This window comes from Staphylococcus ratti (assembly GCF_020883535.1).
Lineage (GTDB): Bacteria > Bacillota > Bacilli > Staphylococcales > Staphylococcaceae > Staphylococcus > Staphylococcus ratti.
This window is the reverse complement of record NZ_CP086654.1, coordinates 497034-519014: the sequence shown is the minus strand read 5'-3', so window position 1 is coordinate 519014 and position 21981 is coordinate 497034. Positions and strand designations below refer to the sequence as shown.

20 protein-coding genes and 1 pseudogene are annotated in these 21981 nt (G+C 35.6%); 5 read left to right on the top strand and 16 right to left on the bottom strand.

Going from position 1 to position 21981, the window contains the following annotated elements; all coding sequences use genetic code 11:
* Positions 1 to 2 precede the first annotated feature (2 nt).
* From LN051_RS02205 to LN051_RS02185, 5 genes are all read right to left on the bottom strand, one after another.
* Positions 3 to 233: a helix-turn-helix transcriptional regulator gene (locus LN051_RS02205; protein WP_229292997.1), complete on the bottom strand. Its 231-nt coding sequence runs from the start codon at positions 231 to 233 to the stop codon at positions 3 to 5.
* Between the two features lie 86 nt (positions 234 to 319).
* Positions 320 to 646 carry a YnfA family protein gene (locus LN051_RS02200; protein ID WP_229293600.1) on the bottom strand — a complete coding sequence of 109 codons (327 nt, stop codon included), beginning with the start codon at positions 644 to 646 and terminating at the stop codon, positions 320 to 322.
* Between the two features lie 174 nt (positions 647 to 820).
* Entirely contained in the window at positions 821 to 2059 is a 1239-nt protein-coding gene (locus tag LN051_RS02195) for an ABC transporter permease (protein ID WP_229292996.1), read from the bottom strand.
* A complete protein-coding gene (locus tag LN051_RS02190; protein ID WP_229292995.1) occupies positions 2052 to 2951 on the bottom strand; it encodes an ABC transporter ATP-binding protein in 900 nt (299 codons plus the stop codon). Before LN051_RS02190 ends, LN051_RS02195 begins: the two co-directional genes overlap by 8 nt.
* Positions 2952 to 3266: 315 nt before the next feature.
* Entirely contained in the window at positions 3267 to 3962 is a 696-nt protein-coding gene (locus LN051_RS02185) for a DUF805 domain-containing protein (RefSeq protein WP_420854002.1), read from the bottom strand.
* Between the two features lie 261 nt (positions 3963 to 4223).
* Here LN051_RS02185 and LN051_RS02180 point away from each other — a divergent pair, with 261 nt between their 5' ends.
* Positions 4224 to 4832, top strand: a complete 609-nt coding sequence (locus tag LN051_RS02180; protein WP_229292993.1) for a DNA-3-methyladenine glycosylase — start codon at positions 4224 to 4226, stop codon at positions 4830 to 4832.
* Positions 4833 to 4984: 152 nt separating this feature from the next.
* Here the strand turns inward: LN051_RS02180 and LN051_RS02175 are convergent, their stop codons facing one another.
* From LN051_RS02175 to LN051_RS02165, 3 genes are all read right to left on the bottom strand, one after another.
* Positions 4985 to 7381, bottom strand: coding sequence for a polysaccharide lyase 8 family protein (locus tag LN051_RS02175; protein ID WP_229292992.1), 2397 nt, complete (start codon positions 7379 to 7381; stop codon positions 4985 to 4987).
* A gap of 111 nt (positions 7382 to 7492) precedes the next feature.
* Positions 7493 to 8860 (bottom strand): CitMHS family transporter, encoded by a 1368-nt coding sequence (locus LN051_RS02170; RefSeq protein WP_229292991.1) that lies wholly within the window; start codon positions 8858 to 8860, stop codon positions 7493 to 7495.
* Between the two features lie 249 nt (positions 8861 to 9109).
* Positions 9110 to 10438, bottom strand: a complete 1329-nt coding sequence (locus LN051_RS02165) for a Na+/H+ antiporter NhaC family protein (RefSeq protein WP_229292990.1) — start codon at positions 10436 to 10438, stop codon at positions 9110 to 9112.
* Positions 10439 to 10878: 440 nt separating this feature from the next.
* Between LN051_RS02165 and gltS the strand changes: the two genes are divergently transcribed.
* Positions 10879 to 12090: a sodium/glutamate symporter gene (gene gltS / locus LN051_RS02160; protein WP_229292989.1), complete on the top strand. Its 1212-nt coding sequence runs from the start codon at positions 10879 to 10881 to the stop codon at positions 12088 to 12090.
* A gap of 39 nt (positions 12091 to 12129) precedes the next feature.
* Here gltS and LN051_RS02155 read toward each other — a convergent pair whose 3' ends face one another.
* Both LN051_RS02155 and fni read right to left on the bottom strand, forming a co-directional pair.
* Entirely contained in the window at positions 12130 to 13329 is a 1200-nt protein-coding gene (locus tag LN051_RS02155) for a GTP-binding protein (protein ID WP_229292988.1), read from the bottom strand.
* Between the two features lie 152 nt (positions 13330 to 13481).
* Positions 13482 to 14516, bottom strand: coding sequence for a type 2 isopentenyl-diphosphate Delta-isomerase (gene fni, locus LN051_RS02150; protein WP_229292987.1), 1035 nt, complete (start codon positions 14514 to 14516; stop codon positions 13482 to 13484).
* 125 nt (positions 14517 to 14641) lie between these two features.
* On the opposite strand from fni, the gene LN051_RS02145 reads away from it, so the two are divergent.
* Positions 14642 to 15118 carry a thioesterase family protein gene (locus LN051_RS02145; RefSeq protein WP_229292986.1) on the top strand — a complete coding sequence of 159 codons (477 nt, stop codon included), beginning with the start codon at positions 14642 to 14644 and terminating at the stop codon, positions 15116 to 15118.
* A 171-nt stretch (positions 15119 to 15289) separates the two neighbouring features.
* Here the strand turns inward: LN051_RS02145 and LN051_RS02140 are convergent, their stop codons facing one another.
* Entirely contained in the window at positions 15290 to 16267 is a 978-nt protein-coding gene (locus tag LN051_RS02140) for a PTS sugar transporter subunit IIC (protein ID WP_229292985.1), read from the bottom strand.
* On the opposite strand from LN051_RS02140, the pseudogene LN051_RS02135 reads away from it, so the two are divergent.
* A pseudogene (locus LN051_RS02135) lies at positions 16230 to 16325 on the top strand (hypothetical protein); the annotation flags it as partial. The gene LN051_RS02140 and the pseudogene LN051_RS02135 overlap by 38 nt on opposite strands.
* Positions 16326 to 16948: 623 nt before the next feature.
* Here the strand turns inward: LN051_RS02135 and LN051_RS02130 are convergent.
* Both LN051_RS02130 and LN051_RS02125 read right to left on the bottom strand, forming a co-directional pair.
* Positions 16949 to 17854 (bottom strand): alpha/beta hydrolase fold domain-containing protein, encoded by a 906-nt coding sequence (locus LN051_RS02130; RefSeq protein ID WP_229292984.1) that lies wholly within the window; start codon positions 17852 to 17854, stop codon positions 16949 to 16951.
* Between the two features lie 54 nt (positions 17855 to 17908).
* Positions 17909 to 18238, bottom strand: coding sequence for a thioredoxin family protein (locus LN051_RS02125; protein ID WP_229292983.1), 330 nt, complete (start codon positions 18236 to 18238; stop codon positions 17909 to 17911).
* Positions 18239 to 18351: 113 nt separating this feature from the next.
* Between LN051_RS02125 and LN051_RS02120 the strand changes: the two genes are divergently transcribed.
* On the top strand, positions 18352 to 18975 hold the full coding sequence (locus LN051_RS02120; protein WP_229292982.1) for a hypothetical protein: 624 nt from the start codon (positions 18352 to 18354) through the stop codon (positions 18973 to 18975).
* Positions 18976 to 19043: 68 nt separating this feature from the next.
* On the opposite strand, the gene LN051_RS02115 is transcribed toward LN051_RS02120, so the two are convergent.
* The 3 genes from LN051_RS02115 to LN051_RS02105 all read right to left on the bottom strand — a co-directional run bounded on the left by LN051_RS02115 (position 19044) and on the right by LN051_RS02105 (position 21701).
* Positions 19044 to 19601, bottom strand: coding sequence for a TetR/AcrR family transcriptional regulator (locus LN051_RS02115; RefSeq protein ID WP_229292981.1), 558 nt, complete (start codon positions 19599 to 19601; stop codon positions 19044 to 19046).
* Positions 19602 to 19974: 373 nt separating this feature from the next.
* Complete coding sequence (locus LN051_RS02110; RefSeq protein ID WP_229292980.1) at positions 19975 to 21093, bottom strand: TcaA second domain-containing protein; 1119 nt, start codon at positions 21091 to 21093, stop codon at positions 19975 to 19977.
* A gap of 149 nt (positions 21094 to 21242) precedes the next feature.
* Positions 21243 to 21701: a MarR family transcriptional regulator TcaR gene (locus tag LN051_RS02105; protein WP_229292979.1), complete on the bottom strand. Its 459-nt coding sequence runs from the start codon at positions 21699 to 21701 to the stop codon at positions 21243 to 21245.
* Positions 21702 to 21981: the final 280 nt, after the last annotated feature.

Below are 21981 nucleotides of genomic sequence, written 5' to 3'. Positions count from 1 at the left end.
GATCATTCATGTCTTGGTTTTTTCTGTGCTTCAAAATCTTCATTTTCAAATATAAACACATTTTCTACAGATTCTCCGAATACCTTCGCAATTTTAATCGCGGTGATAATAGAAGGCATAAAGTCATTTCGCTCTATTAAAGATACCGTTTGCCTAGAGATACCGACTTTTTTAGCGAGTTCTGTTTGGTTATATCCATCACGTGCACGTAATTCTTTTAATCGCGTACGCATGTCATCATCTCCTTATGGAGTATAGATTATTATAAAATTTTAATTTGATGTATGGCTTGTGCACTCATAGCACCTTATATCGCATACTAGCTTCTTCCAGGCAGTACCATGATACATATCCCTATAAGGCAAACGATGCCTCCGATAATATCATATTTATCTGGTGGCTCATGATCAATCCAATACGCCCATAGTAAACTTAGTACAATAAACACACCGCCGTAAGCTGCATAAACTCGCCCAAATGTAGGGAAGCTTTGAAAAGTAGCAACGATACCGTATAAAATTAAAATACTACCTCCAACAAAACCCAACCACATAGGTTTATCATCTCTTAACCAAAGCCATATTAAATAGCCGCCACCAATTTCACACAATCCAGCCAATATAAAAATGGCGATTGGATATAAAATGCCCATCTTTCCACCTCTAGCACTTTTTATATATTGTATCAGGTTCTATGACGATTGTGGCTAAAATTTTCAATACCTCCATAGGAAAAAAGAGCTGGACATAAAGCTGTCCTAGCCCTTTTTAATCCATTCTATTTAAAAGTGATTGGCGTTATAGCATTGATGACTTAACGTTTAATGCGACTTGCGAAATGTACGTTTAAGTACTTTCCACCAACCTTTTTCAAATGTCAGTACCGCATTTTTATACGTTTTTGTTGCTAAATAAAGTAAAACGAAGATTAAAGCGATGTGAATCGCTACGGCTATCAAACCTTCATATGTCGGTGTTTCAGAAAGTGAAAGACGCGCAAATGTAACAAACGGTGAGAAAAATGGCACGTAACTCAACGCTCTAATGATTAAATTATCCGGATTTGTTAAACCGCCAATATAGCCTGCGTAAAAACTTCCCATCATTAATAACGTTAAAGGCATTAACGTTTGTCCCATATCTTCAATTCTCGCTGTTAAGTTTCCTAAAATTGCCGCAAAAATCACATACGCAAAAATACCAACGATTAAAAATATTACGCCAAATATTAATAATCTCGTAATATGAGGTGTAACTACAAATTCAAAGCCTTTCAACATTTCACCAAAATCGAAAAACAGTATAGATGCTCCTATTGTGAGTCCTATTAAAATCAATTGCGTGAGTGCCACCGCTAAAACACCCATAATTTTAGCAAGAATATGCACAGACGGTTTAACGCTCGTAATAATCATTTCTGACACACGTGACGTTTTTTCTGTCGCTACTTCCATCGCAATTTGGTTAGCATAATTGAAAATGATAAACATCATTAACAAGCTACCAATCATCACAATGAACGTGCTAAAACCTTCTTCATTTTGATTCATCTCATTGCCTTTACCATCTATCACAACTTGTGTATCCACTTGACTTGGTGTAAGTAAACGTTGTTGATCTGCTGCTGATATACCAAGTTTTTTAGCCACTTGTTGAGACTGTAATTGTGTTAATAAAGTCTGCAATTCTTTTTGATCTTGCATAGAAGGGTGCTCTGTGGCTTTAATCGTAGCTGAAATACGTTCATCATTGGATTTAATGATATATGCTTGATCAATTTTTTCGTTTTTTAAAGCTTTATCAACTTGAGACGCCGTTAATTTTTCATATTTAACATCTTTATGTAACGCTTCTCCTTTAGATTTAACATGTTCATAAATTTGATTGTTTTGCGTTACAATCGCAATCGTTTGTTCTCCGTCATCAAATATTTTAATGATTTTATCCACATTAGCAATACCTATAATGACTAACATAAAAATAATTGTTGAAATAACAAATGCTTTTGACTTCAATTTGTTCATATAAGTTAACTTAAACGTAGCCATAAATTTATTCATGAATATCACCTACTTTTTCAATAAAGATTTCCTGTATCGTAGGATCTAAAAGTTCAAAGCGTTTGACGAAACCGCGCGATTGTAATTTTGTATACAACACTTGTGCCACTTGCTCATTTTCAATAAGAAATACGTATTCATGCGAAGTATGTTTTGTAGCAACCACACCCGGGTGCGTGTCAAAATCATGCAAATCAAAATCAGCATCAATTACCACACGTTGATAGCCACTTTCTCGTTTTACTTTTTGAATAGGTCCTTGAACTACCATTTTACCTCTATTCAAAATACACACATCGTCACATAGCTCTTCAATATGTTCCATACGATGTGAGCTAAAAATAATTGTTGTGCCTTTTTGATTTAGATCAATGACAGCTTTTTTTAGAAGCTCGACATTCACTGGATCCAATCCACTAAATGGTTCATCTAATATAAGTAATTGTGGTTCATGAAGCATACTAGCTAACAATTGAACTTTCTGTTGGTTCCCTTTTGATAATGATTCAATTTTTTTCTCACGATGTTCATTAATTTGAAAACGTTCCAACCAATAATCAATCGCTTTTTTAATGTCTTTCTTAGCCATTCCTTTTAATGTTGCTAAATAATAAAGTTCATCTACAACTTTTAATTTCGCATGTAGTCCACGTTCTTCGGGCAAATATCCAATCACATCATAACTTGAGGCGTCAATCGCTTTCCCGTTGAAGTAAACTTCCCCTTCTGTCGGTTCAGCTAACCCTAAAATCATTCGAAATGTCGTTGTTTTGCCGGCGCCATTACGACCTAAAAACCCTAACATCTTGCCTGTTTCAAGTTCAAAAGAAATATCATCGACAGCTGTAACATTTTTAAACTTCTTGCTGACATGAGATACCTTTAATGTCATATACTATCGTCCTTTCTTAAATTGTTAACTTAAGCATACTATAGCACAACCGATTCGACAAATATATTTGTCAAAAAGACACCCATACTTTACAAATCACTAAACACTACAGTATAACCAGATTGAAAAGGGAGCAGGACAGAAATCTATTTGATTTCGTCGTCCTGCCCCCACAAGGATGTCTAGGATTGAAGAAAGCTTGCAAAGCGCATCTTCAATTCAGACAGCTACTGGGCTTTTTTCGTTGATGCACATTTTTGATGCAGGACAGAAATCTATTTGATTTCGTTGTCCTGCCCCCACTGTACTTTTTAATTATGAGTGAGTATCATCTTTTTTGAACGCTTTATGATCTTGTTGCTCTACATCATTAAAGTCTTTTAACGGTTGGTGCTCATTTGATGCTTGCACTGATTGGGCGTCTTCGATTGTTTTTTGATGTTCAAAATGATGTGTTGGATTAACCATACCATGCCCATGATCTCCATGTATGTATTTAGGAGATGGTCCATATTTGTTCGTTTCTTGCTTACTATCGAGTAGATAAATCACGAATTGGAAAATTTGAAATCCCAAACAAATGACAAATAATATAAGCCCATATTGCCAAGGAATAAATCCGTCAAACGATGTCACCGTACTATTCCCTGCTTCAAATTGTGTGGTTCTTTCTGTAAATATATTAACAATGCCAAAAATAATCCCCACAATGAATGAGATGATTGGCACAAGCATCGACAAACCGCGATCATGAAAACGTCTTACGCTTAATGCTAAATTAGGAATAAGACATGCTATAGCAAAAAGAACATACACGAGCATTACCAATAAACCAAAAATTGGTGATGCGACAAGTAATATAAATCCAAAAAATACGAGCAGACTATTAATTATAGCTTGCCATAACATCGCCCACCAAAATTCACTACGTCGGCTACGACCTTTAAAATTCACATAATTAAGCCAAAACAATTTAAATGCTTCTACAAACCCCACTGGCTTCCTTTCCATCATGATTCAAAACACTCCTTTTCCTTTGCAATATATTTAAAGCCTTAATACAAGTATAGTAAACTTTTACAAAGAATAAAATATCAATCTCCGTATAATACGAATAAATTCAAAAATAACTTATTTTAATCAAGTATTAAATAAATCGTTCCTTTACTTCTATAGTGTTTATCATTTTCACATTCGAAGGACAACTTCTTTTACGATGGTTGTGCTTTTCGTTACACTAATATCAAACCAATATTGGAGGCAGAATTAAATATGGACTTTATTCATCGACCTACAGTTGAAATTGCCAAAGATTTATTAGGTGTTAAGCTCATTTACGAAGGACATCAAACATTGTTTTCTGGATATATTGTTGAAACAGAAGCTTATTTAGGATTTAAAGATAAAGCTGCACATGGTTATCAAGGTAAACAAACACATAAAGTGACTTCTTTGTATCAGTTGGGTGGAACCATTTATGGACATATAATGCACCGCCATTTATTAATCAACATTGTCACCCAACAACAAGGGGTTCCAGAAGGTGTTTTAATTCGTGCCATACAACCTGAAGAAGGTATTGAAGCAATGATTCAAAATCGTGGGAAAGCAGGTTTTGAATTGACAAGTGGCCCTGGCAAATGGACCACTGCAATGCAAGTTCCGCGCGCGATTGATGGCTCCCGTATCAATGAAGGGAGGCTAAAAATCGATACAAAAAATCGTAAATTTCCAAGAGACATTGTCGAAAGTCCACGTATTGGTATTCCAAATAAAGGAACATGGACGCAAGCGCCTTTAAGATTTACTGTTAAAGGGAATCCTTTTGTCTCACATTCGAGAAAACGCGATTGCAAGCTTCCAGAAGAAACTTGGAAATAACTAGAAAAGAGTCACGACCAGTCATTCCGCAACTTTAAAACGTAGTTAAAATTCCCTATATGCCACTATAAAAATAACGGTAAAGCAATCTAGCATCATCGCATTGCTTCACCGTTACTTTTAATATTTTAAGTTAGTGTGGCTCTATTTATCTATTTTTTCAATTCAAATTGAACATTCGTATGCTCTGAACTGTTCTTTGGCGAAATGGTATGTCCATCCATTGAAATTTTCGACTGAATATCTCTCACTGAATTTGTATCTTCTGGATTATGAAAACTACCTTCATAAGTGTTGTCGTCTTTCTTTTTAATGACAAACATCCCTTTCGCTTTCACTTCGACTTTAACACCATCTATTTCAAAAGTTTGCGTGTGCGCGCCATAGTTTACACCTGCCCAAACATTATTATTGTCTTTGACAACGTGAAATTGATCTTCATGCTTTACAAGTGTAACTTTATCTTTCTTATTTTTAAAGTCATCACGAGATAATCCAGGGTATAACACATATGCATATTTATCATCCGTTGCATGGGATTGTACTACTTCGTAATATTCATCACTCTTTTCAGCATCTTTTTGACTACTATTAATATCTTTCCACTTACCTGTATGCGTCGCTTTAGTGACAGTCAGCTTAGGTTTGTTTAAAAAGTGATAACCGATATTCTTATTTTGCTCATTTGCTTCTAAAAAGACAGATTGTGTTTCTTCATCAGTGGCATTTGTAGTTTCACTGTCATCTTTATATAATTTATAATCTTTTGCTTTACGATTTTCAACAGTTGTCAGCGCTTTTTTAGAGGTATCAGTATTTTTAATATTCGATCCTAAAAAAACGATTTTATCATTTAATATAAAGTAAGACTTGTGCGCCGATAACGTCTTTTCTTGATTTTCAAAGTCCATACCGACACTCGCATACTGATCATCAAACTTTGTACCACCCACAAAAGTTTTGCTGCTTTTTGTATTCTTACTTGGTTCATCTTCTAAAGCAGTCGTTCCCGCTAAACGTTTCATATCTGCAGTTGCCCAGAAATCATCACGATAATGTTTGACATCATGATTGTATAAATAATACATACCCGCACCAGTATGCCATCCTTTTAAGTTCTCACCATTAATCGACTCATAACGCGCTACATTTTTAGAAGTCATACTTAATCCAAATGCAAAGTCCAAAGTTTTATTGTAATATGTCACACGATCCATGTGAGGATACAACTTTAATTGTTGTGGTCGCTCATTTGTAGTAATTGATGTATCATCCATTAATTTTTTCATTTTGTCCATATCAGAATAAGCATGTAAATAATCATTTTGTTTGTAACTCGAATCTGAGTTAACAGACGTTTTCACAATTTGTTTGTACTTCGTTGCCGTCGATGTATCTACAGCATCACTTAATCGTAATAATGCCTTCATAACAGTAGCTGAAGCTGAATGGCTTGTCTCATTCTCTCGGCTCGTCGCTCTTCCTCTAGATAAATCCATCATTTCACCTTTGTAAATGATTGGCATAAACGCTTCCTCAATCCACGCGTTTAAAGTCGTTATTTCTTGAGTACCATTAAAAGGTGTTTCTTTAATCATAGGCATCATTTGGGAAATACCTTCCAACAATACAACACCGTATGCGCCAGTATAAGGCACATCTTGATGATCAATATATGAGCCGTCTTTAAAGAAGCCATTGCGGTCTTTATCCGTCGCTTTATTGTCAACATATGTAAATACTTTATTAAAGGCTTCGATGGAGGATTGCATCATCGCTTTATCTTCTTCTATAATACTTTCAACAAGTTTTACTTTAGATATATCTACTAAGTTGCCACCTTTTGCCTTTTCAGCTTTTCCAACTGAAGCTAAAATCTCATCACTTTTAGGCGCATACGTTTGAATCGGGCTAACATATTTTTTTCTTTCATCTTGAGAAAAATCGTCCTTCATCAAAATAAGGATATTCGTTAAAGCTCTTGGCGAACCAATTTCAAAATCCCACCAGTTTAATTTTGTATTTTTGGAATCTCCCTTTGAGAAATTCTCCGTTAATGTTTTTACTTTTTGAGCCGGGTCTTTACCAAAAGCATTGTCGTGCATCCATTTGACCGCTTCTTTTACTTTCTCTTTATTTTCATCTGTTTTTAACGTTGACTTGGGATGACGCATTGCTTCGGCGATTTTCTCTAAATTTCGATACGTTTTTGTCATATGTGCCGAATTATTTTCTAAATCTTTAGCGCTCTCCCACAAAAATGTTCTGGATGGCTCTGTTTTCATATCTGTTAATAACTTTTTAGCTTCCTTCTCCGTTGCATCAAAGCGCTTTTTCATGCTTTCATTATTTTCATCATATACATCGTAACCGTAATTTACTGCTAGCCATTTCTCGCTCAATTTTCCATAATCTGGATCTTGAACTTCTGCATTCACAATAGCATGTTGGTTTAAAATTTTGATTTCCCCGTCGTTTAAACAAAGTGCTCCTGTCATCAGTAGCATCATCGTTGATAATTTTTGCCAGTTTTTCATTCTGTTTGTCATAAGATGTCTCCTTTGGGTCATTAATAATTTCAAATTTGCTATTTAACATTTTTAGTGTTTACGTCACTTCACAACTGCTTATGGAAGGCTTGACACTGTATGTTTTAGAGCTTAAATCGTCACCACACCAATGCATACCGTAATGATGAGCATCATAACGGCAAATCCCCATATCCAGAAAAATGCGTATTTAATATACGTCCCCATATTCGCCTCTGCAAGACCAATTGCTAACCATAATGCTGGCGAAAATGGACTGACAAACGTACCGATAATATTGCCAATTAACATCGCATATGCTGTAGAAATTGGTGGCACACCAAATTGACTCGCCGTTTGTTCTACAATAGGTAATAAAGCAAAATAATATGCATCAGTACTCGTAAGCAAATCAAGTGGTACGCCAAAAATGCCAACAATAATATGTAAATAAGGTCCGACAGCATCCGGAATAATAGTGATGAGTTTTACCGCCACTGCTTTTAACATGCCGGTTTCATTTAAAACTCCTAAAAACATCCCTGCCGCTATAATAACGATAGCCATCATTAATGCGTTCGGAGCATGGGCTTTTATGCGACTCATTTGTTCATCTACATTTGGAAAATTAATTATCAGTGCAATGACCACTCCAAACAAAAAGGCGAATTCAGGTGGGGCAATATTAGCTAACATTATAACGATAACAATAATGGTTAGCACCGCATTCACCCAAATTATCCAAGGCTTATTCACCGCAGTTCCACGCACTGGAAATTTTTCTGCTTGTTCTTTTTCATAGTGCGCTATAATTTTATGAATATCTAGCGCTTGAGTTTGCGCTTCTTCACTAGCGTGACTATTTTTAATTCGCCCATTTTCTCTAATGCCTAAATATATCGCAAATAATATTAAAAGTACGAATCCAATTAACTGAACAGGAATTACGCCGTACCATAACGCATTAACATTTTTTATATTTAATACTGACGCTACACGAGCCATCGGTCCTCCCCAAGGCACCATGTTCATTATCGCTGCACTTAAAGCTAACAATAATAATAGTAAATAACGGCTCATATTCAACGCTTTATAAAGTGGCAATAGTGCAGGTATAGAGAGTAAAAATGTTGTCGCGCCCGCTCCATCCAGTTGTGCGAAAATACCAATTAAAACTGTCACGATACAGACGATAATGACATTCCCTCGAGTAAGTAAGATTAACCTTTTAACGAGTGACTTGAACATACCACTATCACTCATAATACCGAAAAATAAAATAGCGAAAATAAACATCATCGCAACATGAATCACTTTATCTAATCCACTATTAAAAAAATGTACTAAGTCTCCGATGTTGTAACCTAAAACAAGGGCACCCATACTTGGTATTAACACCATACCAACCACTGGGCTAATGCGTTGCGCAATTAATAACCCTACAATAGAAACAATAATGAGTAATCCTACAACTGTTAACCAAATACTTTCTTGTTGCATATTAACCCTCCCCTAAAGTGAAAGTTTCATAAAGAAACTGCACATCATTTAATGCATTTGTGATGATTAGAGTAATTGTATCAAAAATTAATATTATTAAGTAGTTATTCTTGAATTATTTAATATAAATTAAGAAAAGGATACATATACGTATGTGTAGTTTACACACTATCTATTTGCTTTATATTGAGACATTATAAAAAGCTAGGACATTTAAATGCCCTAGCTTAATTTTTGCGTTTATTACAGTTAAAGGTTTTGTCGTTTTTTATTTTTAAACATACCTAAGTGAATGGAAATAATCGTACATAAAATCAAAATAACAGGATAAAATGAATATTGTAAAACTTCAAGGTAGGATACTTTACCAAATTGTTCTGCCATTAACATCCCGCTATCATGTGGCAACACCATCAAAGCACTCGCCGCAAAAATATCTAGAAGGCTTGCCATACGCTTTGGAGGAATTTTTGAAGCTTCTCCTATTTCTTTAGCAATCGGTGCAGCAATAAGAATTGCCACAACATTGTTTACTAACGCTGCTGATAAAATTCCTGACAAAATCCCCATCGAATATTCGGCACTTTTACGTCCACGGGCTTGTTTTTTCATCGTTTCGACAATCCAATCAATACCGCCATAATATCGAATTAATGCGACTAAACCTGAAATAAGAAATGCAACTAAAAATATACTGAACGTGGATTCCATTCCTTCTCCTACTTTAGCCGTCCACTCAAAGAAGTGAATATTACCACGCAACATACCAATAATTCCCGTTAAAACAATGCCTGTGAGCAATACTAGCATAACATTCATACCTGCGATAGCTGCTACTAAGACAAATAAATATGGCAGAATATCAAAAAAGTTAAATGACAAATCTCCCGTTATTTTCCCTGTTCCCCCAACAATTGCGTAAATGACAAAAGTAATTATCGCCGCTGGGAGCGCAATCATAAAATTGGCTCTAAACTTGTCTTTCATATTAGCGCCTACACCTGTTGTGGCAGCGATAGTCGTATCAGAAATAATTGATAAATTATCCCCAAAATAAGCACCAGCAATAACCGCTGCTGCCGCTGCTGCTACATTTAAATCTGCTGATTGCGCTACTGCCACACCAATAGGAAGAAATGCAGCTTGTGTACCCGTAGAGGTTCCCATTGCTGTTGCTACAAACGCACTCATCGCAAAAATACCTGGAATTAATAAACTTGCAGGAATAATTGATAACCCCATATTTACAAGTGCATCTTGACCTCCTGAAGCGCTAGCAGCACTTGCAAAAGCGCCTGCAAGTAATAAGATTAATCCTAGCTCAGCAATGCCAGACGATCCCGCATTTTCTGTAAATATTCTCACCTTTTTAATTAAAGGCGTCTGTCGGTCATAAGCAAGCCATGCAATCGCGATAGCAATAAAAATGGCGACATGACGTGGTAATTTATCAAAGGCGCCCTCAGCCCCAATAACTGTAAAATACAAACCTACGCCAACATAAATCACTAGAAACACAACTAGCGGTAATAATGCTAAAGCCCCATAATGTTTCTGACTTCTTAAATTGTTTGACATGGGTATTTTCTCCTTAAATCATAGTTTTATGATATGAATTATACACTCATCTGCAATTTTGACAAGTGTAACTGTTCATTTTTTTATTTAAACGTTTTCATATAGGACACGCACTGCTTCTTCATTCAAAGAAACATAAATAATTTATATAAAATCGCAACAAAATATATAAATTATTCTCAAAAACATCTCGTAAAATAGCCTAAAGCAATGTAAAATTTGTAGGTTAAAAACCCTTTTATTTCAAGTGTTGTATCTTAAAAAAGCATTCTCTAAATAACAATAATTCCGCTAAATCGTTCTCTATATTATACCCACGTAAACCTGTATTAATATCTTTAACATAAATTTAATATAGATTTTTATATCAATTATAGTATAATTAATTGGCGTGAGCGTTAGAAGCGCTCTCATTATTTATACGAGGAGGATAACCCAGCATGATTGAATTAAATGAAATATCAACCTTGTGCCTTGCCGTGTTTTTATTATTAATCGGACATGCCATTGTCAACAGGGTCGCTATATTTAGCCGTTTGAGTATCCCGTCCCCGGTAATAGGTGGTTTAATATTTGCAATTTTAACAGCAATTTTATCAAGCACTGGAATTTTAACAATTAAATTAAACGGAAAGTTTTTCCAAGAATTTTTCATGTTAGCCTTTTTCACAACGATTGGTTTAGGCGCTTCGTTTAAGCTCCTAAAACTTGGTGGAAAGGTGCTTATTATTTATTGGCTTCTTTGTGGTGTGCTTGCTACAATGCAAAACGTTATAGGTGTCTCTCTTTCAAAAGTATTAGGTATCGATCCGCTACTTGGTTTAACAGCAGGTGCGATGTCTATGGAAGGTGGGCATGGGAATGCTGCCGCATATGGCCAAACAATTCAAGATTTAGGTATAAACTCAGCAGTAACGGCCGCCCTTGCAGCAGCCACTTTAGGTTTAGTAGCTGGCGGACTCATTGGTGGACCTGTAGTACGTTATCTTATTAAAAAACACGACCTAGCACCGAGGCAATTAGACAGCGAACAAAAAGATTACTCAGAAATCGAAGAAAATACACATTTACATAAGCGTTTTAATTTTTCAGAAGTATTTTTTATCCAAATTGCCATTTTACTATTCTGTATGGCACTTGGAACATATCTCGGAGATTTATTAAGTGAAAAAACAGGTATTAATATTCCACTTTATGTTGTTTCGATGTTTCTCGCAGTAATCATTCGAAATATCTCAGAATTTGGAAATCTTCATCTTATTGATTTAAAATTCACGAATCATATTGGTGACATTTCATTAAGCATATTCTTATCTATTGCACTTATGAGCATTAATATTGTTGAAATTTATGATTTAGCGTTACCACTTGTTATTATCGTTATTTTTCAAATTATCTTTGTCGCGTTATTCTCAATCTTTGTTGTTTTCCGTTTACTCGGCAAAGATTATGACGCTGCAGTAATGATTGGTGGTTTCATAGGTCACGGGTTAGGTGCGACACCAAACGCGATGGCTAACTTAGATGTTATTACTAAAAAATTCGGTAATTCACCAAGAGCATATCTAGTCGTTCCAATTGTAGGCGCATTTTTAGTTGATTTACTTGGTGTACCAATCATTACAACATTTATTAATTTTTTAAAACACTAAAAAAACAGTCTGGCTTATTTCTGCCAGACTGTTTTCCTATTATTGTTTCACAATTTCCCATTCATAAGGACTTTTTAATTGAGTCCAATCTGCATCGATTTCATGATGTTTTAACAAACACTCATCTAAATCTTTTTCTATTGCTTCTTTATCTAAATCGACACCAATCACTACAAACTGTGTATGACGATCTCCATATTCAGGATCCCAATCATTACGTACATCTTCTCGTTCTTGTAAAATAGCAGCACGCTCTGCTTTCGGCATTGCCGCAACCCAAAACGTTACTGGATGTATATCTACTGCGGTCCCAGCTTGTGAAACGAGACAAGCGACGTGATTGTATTGTGCTAGCCATGTAATACCTTTAGCACGTACAATGGACTCAGGCATATTTTCTAACCACTCGTTAAAACGTTCCGCATGAAAAGGTAAACGACGACGATACACAAAAGATGAAATGCCATATTCTTCGGTTTCAGGTGTGTGCGTTTCATGGCCACCTGCTTCCAATTCTTGTAACCATCCTGCTGATTGACTCGCTTTTTCAAAATCAAATTTCCCTGTATTCAATACTTTTTCTAGCGCAACTTGAGCATTAACAGTTCGAATAATCTCTGCATTAGGTTGTAATTTACGTAACATTGCTTCGAGGCGATTGAGTTCTTCTTCTGATACAAGGTCTGTTTTATTTAGAATAAGCACATCACAAAATTCTATTTGATCAATTAATAAATCAGCCACGGTACGTTCATCATCTTCTCCTACAGCTTCATTACGCTCTAACAATAAATCTCCAGATTGATAATCATGAATAAACCGATTCGCATCAACGACTGTAACCATTGTATCGAGTTGGCATAGCTTCGTTAAATCAATTCCTAATGTTTCATCAACATATGAAAACGTTTGTGCAACAGGGACAGGCTCTGATATGCCTGTTGATTCAATGACGATATGATCAATATTCCCTCTTTGTACGAGATGTTCCACTTCTTTCAACAAATCTTCGCGTAACGTACAACAAATACACCCATTAGATAATTCCACTAACTTTTCGTCTGTACGTGATAAACCCCCGCCTTCTGCAACAAGCGCTTTGTCAATATTTACTTCGCTCATATCATTTACAATAACAGCAATACGTCGTCCTTCACGCTGATTTAATATGTGATTTAATAATGTCGTTTTCCCCGAACCGAGATAACCACTCAAAACTGTAACTGGTATTTTTTGCATCCTTTAACCCTCCACTTTTAAATCGTAATTATTACGATTTAAAAGTATACGCCACATTGTACTACAATGCAAGAGGTGCAAAAAATAAAAAAGGCAATGAAAAAAGGGCCTTTCAAAACCACACAAACGGTTTCAAAAGATCCCTTTCCGCTTTAATAAAGTTGACGTTGCTGAATCCACGATTTAAGATATTCATCTATGACAATAGGAGACTGGCGCAATGACGTAATATCTTTAACACTTAATAATGTCATGATTTTTTGCATTTGTTCATGGAATGCATTTAAATAATCGATAGCTGCATCGACACCATCTTCTTGTACAACTTGTAGTACATTTCGAGACATTCCAACACCTTCTGCACCTAACCTAAGCGCTTTAATCGCATCTAAAGGATGACGAATACCGCCGCTTGCTAAAATATGAATGCGCGTATTTAAATTGCGCGCTTCTAACAAGGAAACTGCTGTGGACTGTCCCCAGTCTTGCATGTAAGACATGTCCTTGTGTTGTCGACGTTCATTTTCAATTGAGGCAAAGTTAGTCCCTCCTTTGCCACTCACATCGACATAAGCAACTCCGCAGTGTATCAAATCCACAATGGTCTCATAACTCATCCCGAAACCGACTTCTTTAACGATGACTGGCACATCTATCCCTTGTACAATTTCTGAAATCACTTGTTGCCAATGTTTAAATTTGCGACTACCTTCTGGCATCACGAGCTCTTGTGGCGCATTAACGTGGATTTGAAGCGCGTTCGCTTTTATCATATCGACCGCGCATTTCGCTTCCTCAAGTGAAGCGTCTGCACTAACATTTGCCCAAATCACACCATCTGGATTTTCTTGTCTTACTACTTTATATGAAGGCATAACCTCTTTATTATTCAATGCAGCGTGCATACTACCAACAGCCATTGGAACTCCGACTTCTTTTGCAATGCGTGCTAGCTTTTGGTTAATCTCTAAAGTCCAATTTGAACCACCTGTCATCGCATTAATATAAAGCGCCTTCGTTAATTTAAAATCTGAAAACGTAGACAGAAGAGACACTTCATCTTTATTAATATTCGGAATGGCATGATGAACAAAATGAATTCGATCGAAATCTGACATGGGTGCAGTGTTTTGAGCTAAGGCCAGCTTAACATGTTCATTTTTTCTTATTTCTCTTTGATTCTCCATCGCGCGCACGCCCCTCTATAATATAGTCTTACTTAAACTATATCATATTTGCCATAGGCTACATGAATGAATGTTATAAAATAGGTTAATATAGTATTACAACAACTATTGAGAGGGGCATTAAAATGTTATATTTTCCATTTTACGATAAAGATTATGTACGCGATGAATGGATAGATCGCAACGGCCATATGAATGATGCCGAATACGCTCGTGTTTTTAGCTTAGCAATTGATCATTTTCACGATCAAGTAGGCTTAACTAATGAGGAACGTGATCAACGGGAATATACTGTATTTACACTCGAAACACATATCACATATATAAAAGAAATGAAACAAGGGACGCCTTTTAAAATAGAAGTTTCAATTTACGATATGGACGAAAAACGTACCCATTTCTTTTTGACACTTATTAATGAACACAATAATGAAGTGAGTGCTACAGCTGAAACAATGATGATGGGCATGGATCGCCAATTAAGACAACCTGCACCGTTTCCAGATGATGTGTATGCACATATTCAAACTTATGTCGAATCACAAGGAGACGTGACTTTCCCAAAACAATTAGGTCACCGAATTGGCATCCCTAAACAATAAAAAAAGAAGTCAGGACAAACGCTTGCTCGGAATAACCACTTATCAGTTTTCCGTACCTTACATTCGTTATGTCCGACTTCTTTTATTTAATGACAAAACGTCGTAATACCCACGCTTTGCGCGCTTAATTGACAATCGTGCGAATAAGAGGTCAATCCCCTCTCTGCTCACTTATGCATCGGTCGCACCGCGAGCAATCATATCTTGCTTTGTCACAACAGGGTAATTTTTGAAAATTATTGAGCCAATGAACCCCCATATCGCACCGATGACAGCCATCACTACACCGTACATCACTACCGTCATCCAATCATTAAAACCAAACATGACTAAAAATCCTGCAATTGGCGTTGCCGTTCCAGTCGCATCATTAATCATTCCGCTCATTGCGATGACCAGTCCTGCTGTGGCACCACCTAAAAAGTTTGTAATATATACCGGTATAGGATTCGCTGATACAATATCTGCTTGTGATAAAGGTTCGATACTTACGGAAATTGTAGATTTACGATCCCCTAATTTTAATCTGTGGAAAAGTGTTCCATTCATGAAAGCAGAACTGAACGCAGCCATCGCCCCGACTGCCATTGGTACGCCAGTCAAACCTAACAATGCGGTAAGTGCCATCGAGCTCAATGGTGCAGTGCCAACTACTGTAATAATGCCACCTAAAATAATTCCCATTAGAATTGGATTCACATCCATAGAACTTTTAATTATATCACCAATTTTAACAAGTGTATTATCCACGACAGGCGTTAATCCTACAGCAATCAATCGCGCAAGAGGCGCAATAATGATGACTGCACCTAACAAATCCAAGCCATCTGGCACATACTTTTCAGTATATTTCATTAAATAACCAATAATATAACCTGCAAAAAAGCCGGGTAATAAATCCATGCCTCCACAGGCTGCTGCGATAACAAGCGCATAGACAGGTGAAACACCAATAGCAAGTGCTGTCAAGCCAGCAGCCGCAACTCCACCGAGTCCTCCTGCAGCATCTCCCAATTCTTCCAAAAATGGAATACCCAATACTTGACCACCAACGTATTTGTTAAAAGCTTCAACTAAAAATGAAGCGATAGCCGCATTCGCTAACGCCCCCATGGCACGCATGCCACTCGGCGCACGATATGTAAACAACGTAAAAATTACGAGCACTAAAACTAAAAATAGCGTTCCTATCAATAAATCCATAACAAACCCCTTTCTGCTATACATCTCCTATCTCAATGAGTAGAAAGTCTTTTTATAGCATTATTTTGATGTAAAAAATTTATCATAAATATAATTCTACTAAAAAAAATACATGATTGCACGGAACAATCATGTAAAAAGATATATTAAGATGCGCAGAAAGTTCATTAAATCTTCTTATTTCAGTTTGAATAATCATTGTCAGGACACTGATAGAAACGATCTTTAATTTTTAAAGCGATGGGAGTGGGACAGAAATCTATTTGATTTCGTTGTCCCACCCCCACAAGGCTGACTAGGATTGAAAGGAGCTAGTAAGCGAAGTTTCAATCCAGACAGCTACTGTGACTTTTTAACTGTTATTCTCTCATTAAATGCGGGACAGAAATCTATTTGATTTCGTTGTCCCACCCCCACAAGGCTGACTAGGATTGAAAGGAGCTAGTAAGCGAAGTTTCAATCCAGACAGCTACTGTGACTTTTTAACTGTTATTCTCTCATTAAATGTGGGACAGAAATCTATTTGATTTCGTTGTCACAGCCCCTTACATTTGATAGTTAATAAATCGTGGATATGCCGTAAAAAGCTAACATATCCACTTATCTATACGCTTCTCTTTATATAGCTTACGGTTGATTAATCGTTTTACGAATTTGTTTTAAAACTTTGCGAGATTCTACAATTGGATAAATCGGAAAAGCGGTTACCATATCTTTATATTGATAAAAATGGATAGGTTGTAGTTCTGCCTTAAAATACGATTCTAATTTAAGCATATCCGGATAAAATAATTCTATTGTGCCTCCAAACATAAATACAGGTGGCAATCCTCTAACGGGACCATACAAAGGTGAAACACGTGGATGTTTGATTTCCAAATCATCCGCCCACACTTTAGCAATAGATTGTAAACTTGAGACATTATGCAACGGATCTTTCTTTTGAACTTGTTCAGTTATGTCTGGGTTAGATAAAGATAAATCCAACCATGGAGAAATAAGATAAACTTGACTCGGTAACGGTAATTCTTGTTCTTTTAAGTGTTTCTGCACGAAGCTAAGTGCCATACTAGCGCCTGAACTGTCTCCCATAATGACGATATTGGAGGCTTCCGTTTCTTTAAGTAAACGGCGATATGCTTGTTCAATCGCTTCATGTGTTTCTCTATAAGTATATTCTGGCGCTTTAGGGTAGATAGGCAATACGACTTCATGTAACGTTTCATACGCTAATTTATCCATAAATCGCCAATGAAAAACTGAGGGTTGTAAGACAAAGGTGCCACCATATATATATAAAATTTTATTTTTGATATGATGACCAAAATTAAAGCGAAAAACTTGCATGTCATCAAACATATCTTTAACTAAATTCGATTTCACATTAATTTGGTCGGGCTGTTTATGCTTTTCTTTATTGAGCGCTTCTCTTTTTTCAAGAAACGCATTCACTTCGTCTTGTGATTTAAACTTAATATGCCGTTGATGAGATAAATAGCGTCCCATCAAGTTACTCATTACGTAACGTTTCAATATTATCCCTCACTTCTTACAAGATTAATTCTATTGCTTCTATTATAGTACGTTTTAAGAATGAATGCTTTCATAAATTCGAGAAAGTTGCTTCTCAAATTGTTCAAAATGAATAAATCGACCTTCGCGATGTTTTTCTTTTCCTTCATAAAAGATAATATCCACTGGAACAGTAAAAACATTCCATTGTCCTGCAATTTCTGGAACGTCTTCAGCGTTGATAAGCCCAAGCTCTACCCCTGGATAACGTTGTAAAAGAGATTCCAATTGTGGCAAAACCGCATGACAAACACTACAATTGTCTCGATAAATATGAACTACTGCTAACGAACGTGTTTTAAGCCAGTCCTCTAGCATATCTAAATCTAAAATATTGGACTTCATATTATCACTCCTTATTGAGTTATTTAAAATCTATGCTTTTGGAAATGAATATACTATAATATGAGTTGTATTTTAATATTAACTTTTTATTGATGAAACTGAAAGGAGACCTTATGAAAGCATCAAACCATCCACCACACGAATTTGAGCAACAATTTAAAGATCAACCGCTTCATCGTAGAAATTTTAACGCTAAGAAGCGTCGCTCGTGGGTAAGTTTCATTTTAACACTTATCGCACTCGTACTTTCTGCTATCTCTGCATATCACATATTTTACAAAACACTGTTTCGACTCGAATTTTTAGGTCAATCTGTCAATTACCAACAATTTAAAGAAACCATACACCAACTGACAAATCAAGCAACGATAGATACAAGTCAATTAGAACACAATTTAAATATATTATTAACAATGATACACGTCTTCTTTATCCTTGTTTTTATTAATATTGTTTTGGCAATACTTACACTTGTATTTAACCGAACGCTCATCAAATTGCTTAATCTCATTCTCGCCATTTGTGCAACACTCATCCCTGTGGCGATACTATATGTGATTCGTGAAGCTGCAAAAGCGTTTGCTGAAAAACTCTCTCAATACTTAGGTCACGTGGACGCGGCGGCATTACTTTCTGAAGCAAACGGATTACATAATGCAATCATATGTTCATGTATTGCTACGTCACTTTACTTCATCAGCTTATTCTTTAGAAATCGCCGTCCAAAGTTCAAATAATTAAAAGGATAAAATTAACGATATGTATGCGTTAATTTTATCCTTTTTTTGTTTGATTATATATACCATTAAAAATTCGATAAATAATAGCGCATTAACGTTTGGTAAATATGGTCCATTTGTGCTGCATCAAATTCTGTATTTGTATCAATACGCCATTGATTAAGAGAAAAAATAATCGCGGTTTGAACATATCCAAATACTTCAGAAGGGAAGCGTTGTTCATTAGGTAATTGATTAATATACACTTGCACGTCAGTGTTGATGGATTGTGCAAAAAAACTCACTAATACTTTATAAAAATTAGCATCGTCTTTTTGTTGTTTTAAAACATCTCTCATTGACATATTTAACGTTTGTTCAAGACACGTGAAAGGTTGAACCATTCGCCTATTTACATTGTGATTAAAATAAGGTCGTATCGCAGCTTCAAATGCATGTAATAGTAGCTCATTTTTATCTTTGAAATGCTTATAAAACGTTGTCCTATGCACATTGGCTTCTAAACAAATTTGATTTATTGTAATTTTAGAAAACCGCTGTGTGCGAAGTAGCGTAACAAGCACTTCATTTAATTTTGAAATTGTTTTTTTAACACGTAAATCTTGCTTCTGCATCCTAACCATCCCGTTCCCCCTTTTTAAATAATAATTTTTTGTGAATATAAATTTTTACCGAAAATTAATTATTGAATCCATTAACGACACACTTAACCCTACTATCCATATATCTACAATCAACCTAATCTTTATGTAAATTGTGTTTTAGCCAACTATTAAAAACCTAACTTCTCCTATATTAACTGATTCATTAGATTAATTCTAAAGATATGCATTGTTATTATTCCCTTTTTAAAGAATTCTCATCCTAATTTAGGGCATTTAAATTATAAAAAAGCACCCTAAATGTGCGTAACGCACATTTAGGGTGACTTATAACACTAATTTATTAAGGGCGAGTGAATACGTACACTAGCAAATAGCGATCTAAAAGACCATTTTAAGAACGCGTATGAGATTTGAAAAAGTCATTGATTTTGTTCACTAGTGTATCTTCTTGGTCTTTATTATATTCTTCAATCTCTTCTTTGTCGAACGACAATGTGACTGAGTTCACTGTTTTTAAGTCATTTTTTTTAATGGTTTTTTCTTCCGTTTTAAAAGTTTTACCATGACTTTTTCCTTCTGCTTGTACTGTTAAATCTTCATTTACTGGAAAAGGTCCGAAGCCTTGTTCGCTTGTATACGGCAAACGCTCACCATTAATGATGACTGTCTTTTTCTCAGTTAAGCCTGAAGTATTCTTTAAATTAACATCCACTTGAGCTGAATCGAAATCTTCAATGACTTTCATCGTTTCATTTTGACTCGATTTTGAACTAAAACGTAACTTTCCTTCGAATGTTCCTCTATCTGTTTCCTTTTGAGCAGCAATTGCATATTCTCCCGGTATGTAATTACCTAATGAGACAGTTTGACCTTTTTTTACAACAATATTTTTCTGACGCCCATTCACTTCGAAAGTATAAGACGCGTCCATGTTCGCTTTAATTTCAGCTTGTTTTGTAGGTGCTTGAAAACCTAAATTATCAAATAAGAAATAACGTCGCCCGTTCATACTAATTCGTAATACATCGACACCGTCTTTTGTTTTAATGTATTTCGCCACAGTACTTTTCTTATCTAATTGGTCCACAGTCTTATGAACTTCCTTTTCAAATTGACGTGTCCCTATTTCTTTCTTGATAAATTGAATATAAATCGTTGCCTCTTTTCTACCCACTTTATTTTCTTTTGAACTTAATAAACTGGATACACGTGAGGCATCATCATTATCAATTGCATTAATAAGCAAGTTCGCTTGTGCTTCGGGAGAATTATAATTACGTAGCAATAAAAATAAAATCATGAGTAAAATAATAATAAATACAAATATACCTAGAGGAATCATTTGCTTCATCTTCAATTGTTTTGCTTTTTTCTCAGCTTCTTCACGTGTTTTCAATCTTTGCGACGATTGCTCATATGCACTTTTTGAAAATGAAACCTGGTGTTGACATTTCGCGCATCTCATAGCTCCATCTAGCCGCTGATTCTGACAATGCGGGCATCGTTCCATTGGTTTATACACCTCCTTGCATCTCGATACAGTAGTATGTCTATTTTAAGTAATTCATTGATTTTTCACATCATACATAAGACGTAACACACCAATACCATATTTAAGATAGCATCATATTCACCTTGAATTGGTCACCGATGTTTGTGTTATATTTTTTTCAAATGCGACTTCACACGTTGATCAATTTGTTCTAATACTTCACGTGTTTGTTCAATTTGATCGATAGCTATATCTGACAACATTTCAGAGGCTAAATTGGCTATAATATGTCTTGACTCTCTCACATAATCTGTGCCTCGATCGGTCAATGCAACATATTTTAGCCGTTTATCATATGAATATTCCAATTGAACCCATTCAACCAGTTTTAATTCAACTAACTTTTTCACTCGTCGACTCACAGCAGCCTTATTCACACCTTGCCTCAAAGTAATTTCCGTTAACGTTAAGGCTCTGTCATGGGACAACATTAACAACACACTCGACTGTTCATTGGAAATTTTATATTTATTCCGCAAATCTTTTAATAGCGCTGCTGTTAAAGCATTTAAATTCACCATAAATTCGCCCATAAAACCGACATGTTTCGACATTTCTTTAGACATTCATTTCGCCTCGCCTTCTCCATACTTCTTCCTATAACAAAACCCTCGAACTTAAATTTTTTTATTTTCTTTATCGCAATGTATAATAACACTACAACATTATAGCTATGTATGGGATTGTCATCTTTTTTATCATTCTTTAAATCATTCCACCCATAAATCCATATTGAAAGGTAAAAGGGCGTGCATACATGTTTCTTGTCTCATCTATTATAACATCTCTCATCTTTTGTTTGCTTTTTATATTTAAAGTAAAACAAAAATTTAATATTCACATTGC

Coding starts and splice junctions, on each gene's coding strand:
- LN051_RS02205 (WP_229292997.1), bottom strand. CDS start 233: ATGCGTACGCGATTAAAAGAATTACGTGCACGTGATGGATATAACCAA.
- LN051_RS02195 (WP_229292996.1), bottom strand. CDS start 2,059: ATGAATAAATTTATGGCTACGTTTAAGTTAACTTATATGAACAAATTG.
- LN051_RS02190 (WP_229292995.1), bottom strand. CDS start 2,951: ATGACATTAAAGGTATCTCATGTCAGCAAGAAGTTTAAAAATGTTACA.
- LN051_RS02185 (WP_420854002.1), bottom strand. CDS start 3,962: ATGGAAAGGAAGCCAGTGGGGTTTGTAGAAGCATTTAAATTGTTTTGG.
- LN051_RS02180 (WP_229292993.1), top strand. CDS start 4,224: ATGGACTTTATTCATCGACCTACAGTTGAAATTGCCAAAGATTTATTA.
- LN051_RS02175 (WP_229292992.1), bottom strand. CDS start 7,381: ATGACAAACAGAATGAAAAACTGGCAAAAATTATCAACGATGATGCTA.
- LN051_RS02170 (WP_229292991.1), bottom strand. CDS start 8,860: ATGCAACAAGAAAGTATTTGGTTAACAGTTGTAGGATTACTCATTATT.
- LN051_RS02165 (WP_229292990.1), bottom strand. CDS start 10,438: ATGTCAAACAATTTAAGAAGTCAGAAACATTATGGGGCTTTAGCATTA.
- gltS (WP_229292989.1), top strand. CDS start 10,879: ATGATTGAATTAAATGAAATATCAACCTTGTGCCTTGCCGTGTTTTTA.
- LN051_RS02155 (WP_229292988.1), bottom strand. CDS start 13,329: ATGCAAAAAATACCAGTTACAGTTTTGAGTGGTTATCTCGGTTCGGGG.
- fni (WP_229292987.1), bottom strand. CDS start 14,516: ATGGAGAATCAAAGAGAAATAAGAAAAAATGAACATGTTAAGCTGGCC.
- LN051_RS02145 (WP_229292986.1), top strand. CDS start 14,642: ATGTTATATTTTCCATTTTACGATAAAGATTATGTACGCGATGAATGG.
- LN051_RS02125 (WP_229292983.1), bottom strand. CDS start 18,238: ATGAAGTCCAATATTTTAGATTTAGATATGCTAGAGGACTGGCTTAAA.
- LN051_RS02120 (WP_229292982.1), top strand. CDS start 18,352: ATGAAAGCATCAAACCATCCACCACACGAATTTGAGCAACAATTTAAA.
- LN051_RS02115 (WP_229292981.1), bottom strand. CDS start 19,601: ATGGTTAGGATGCAGAAGCAAGATTTACGTGTTAAAAAAACAATTTCA.
- LN051_RS02110 (WP_229292980.1), bottom strand. CDS start 21,093: ATGGAACGATGCCCGCATTGTCAGAATCAGCGGCTAGATGGAGCTATG.
- LN051_RS02105 (WP_229292979.1), bottom strand. CDS start 21,701: ATGTCTAAAGAAATGTCGAAACATGTCGGTTTTATGGGCGAATTTATG.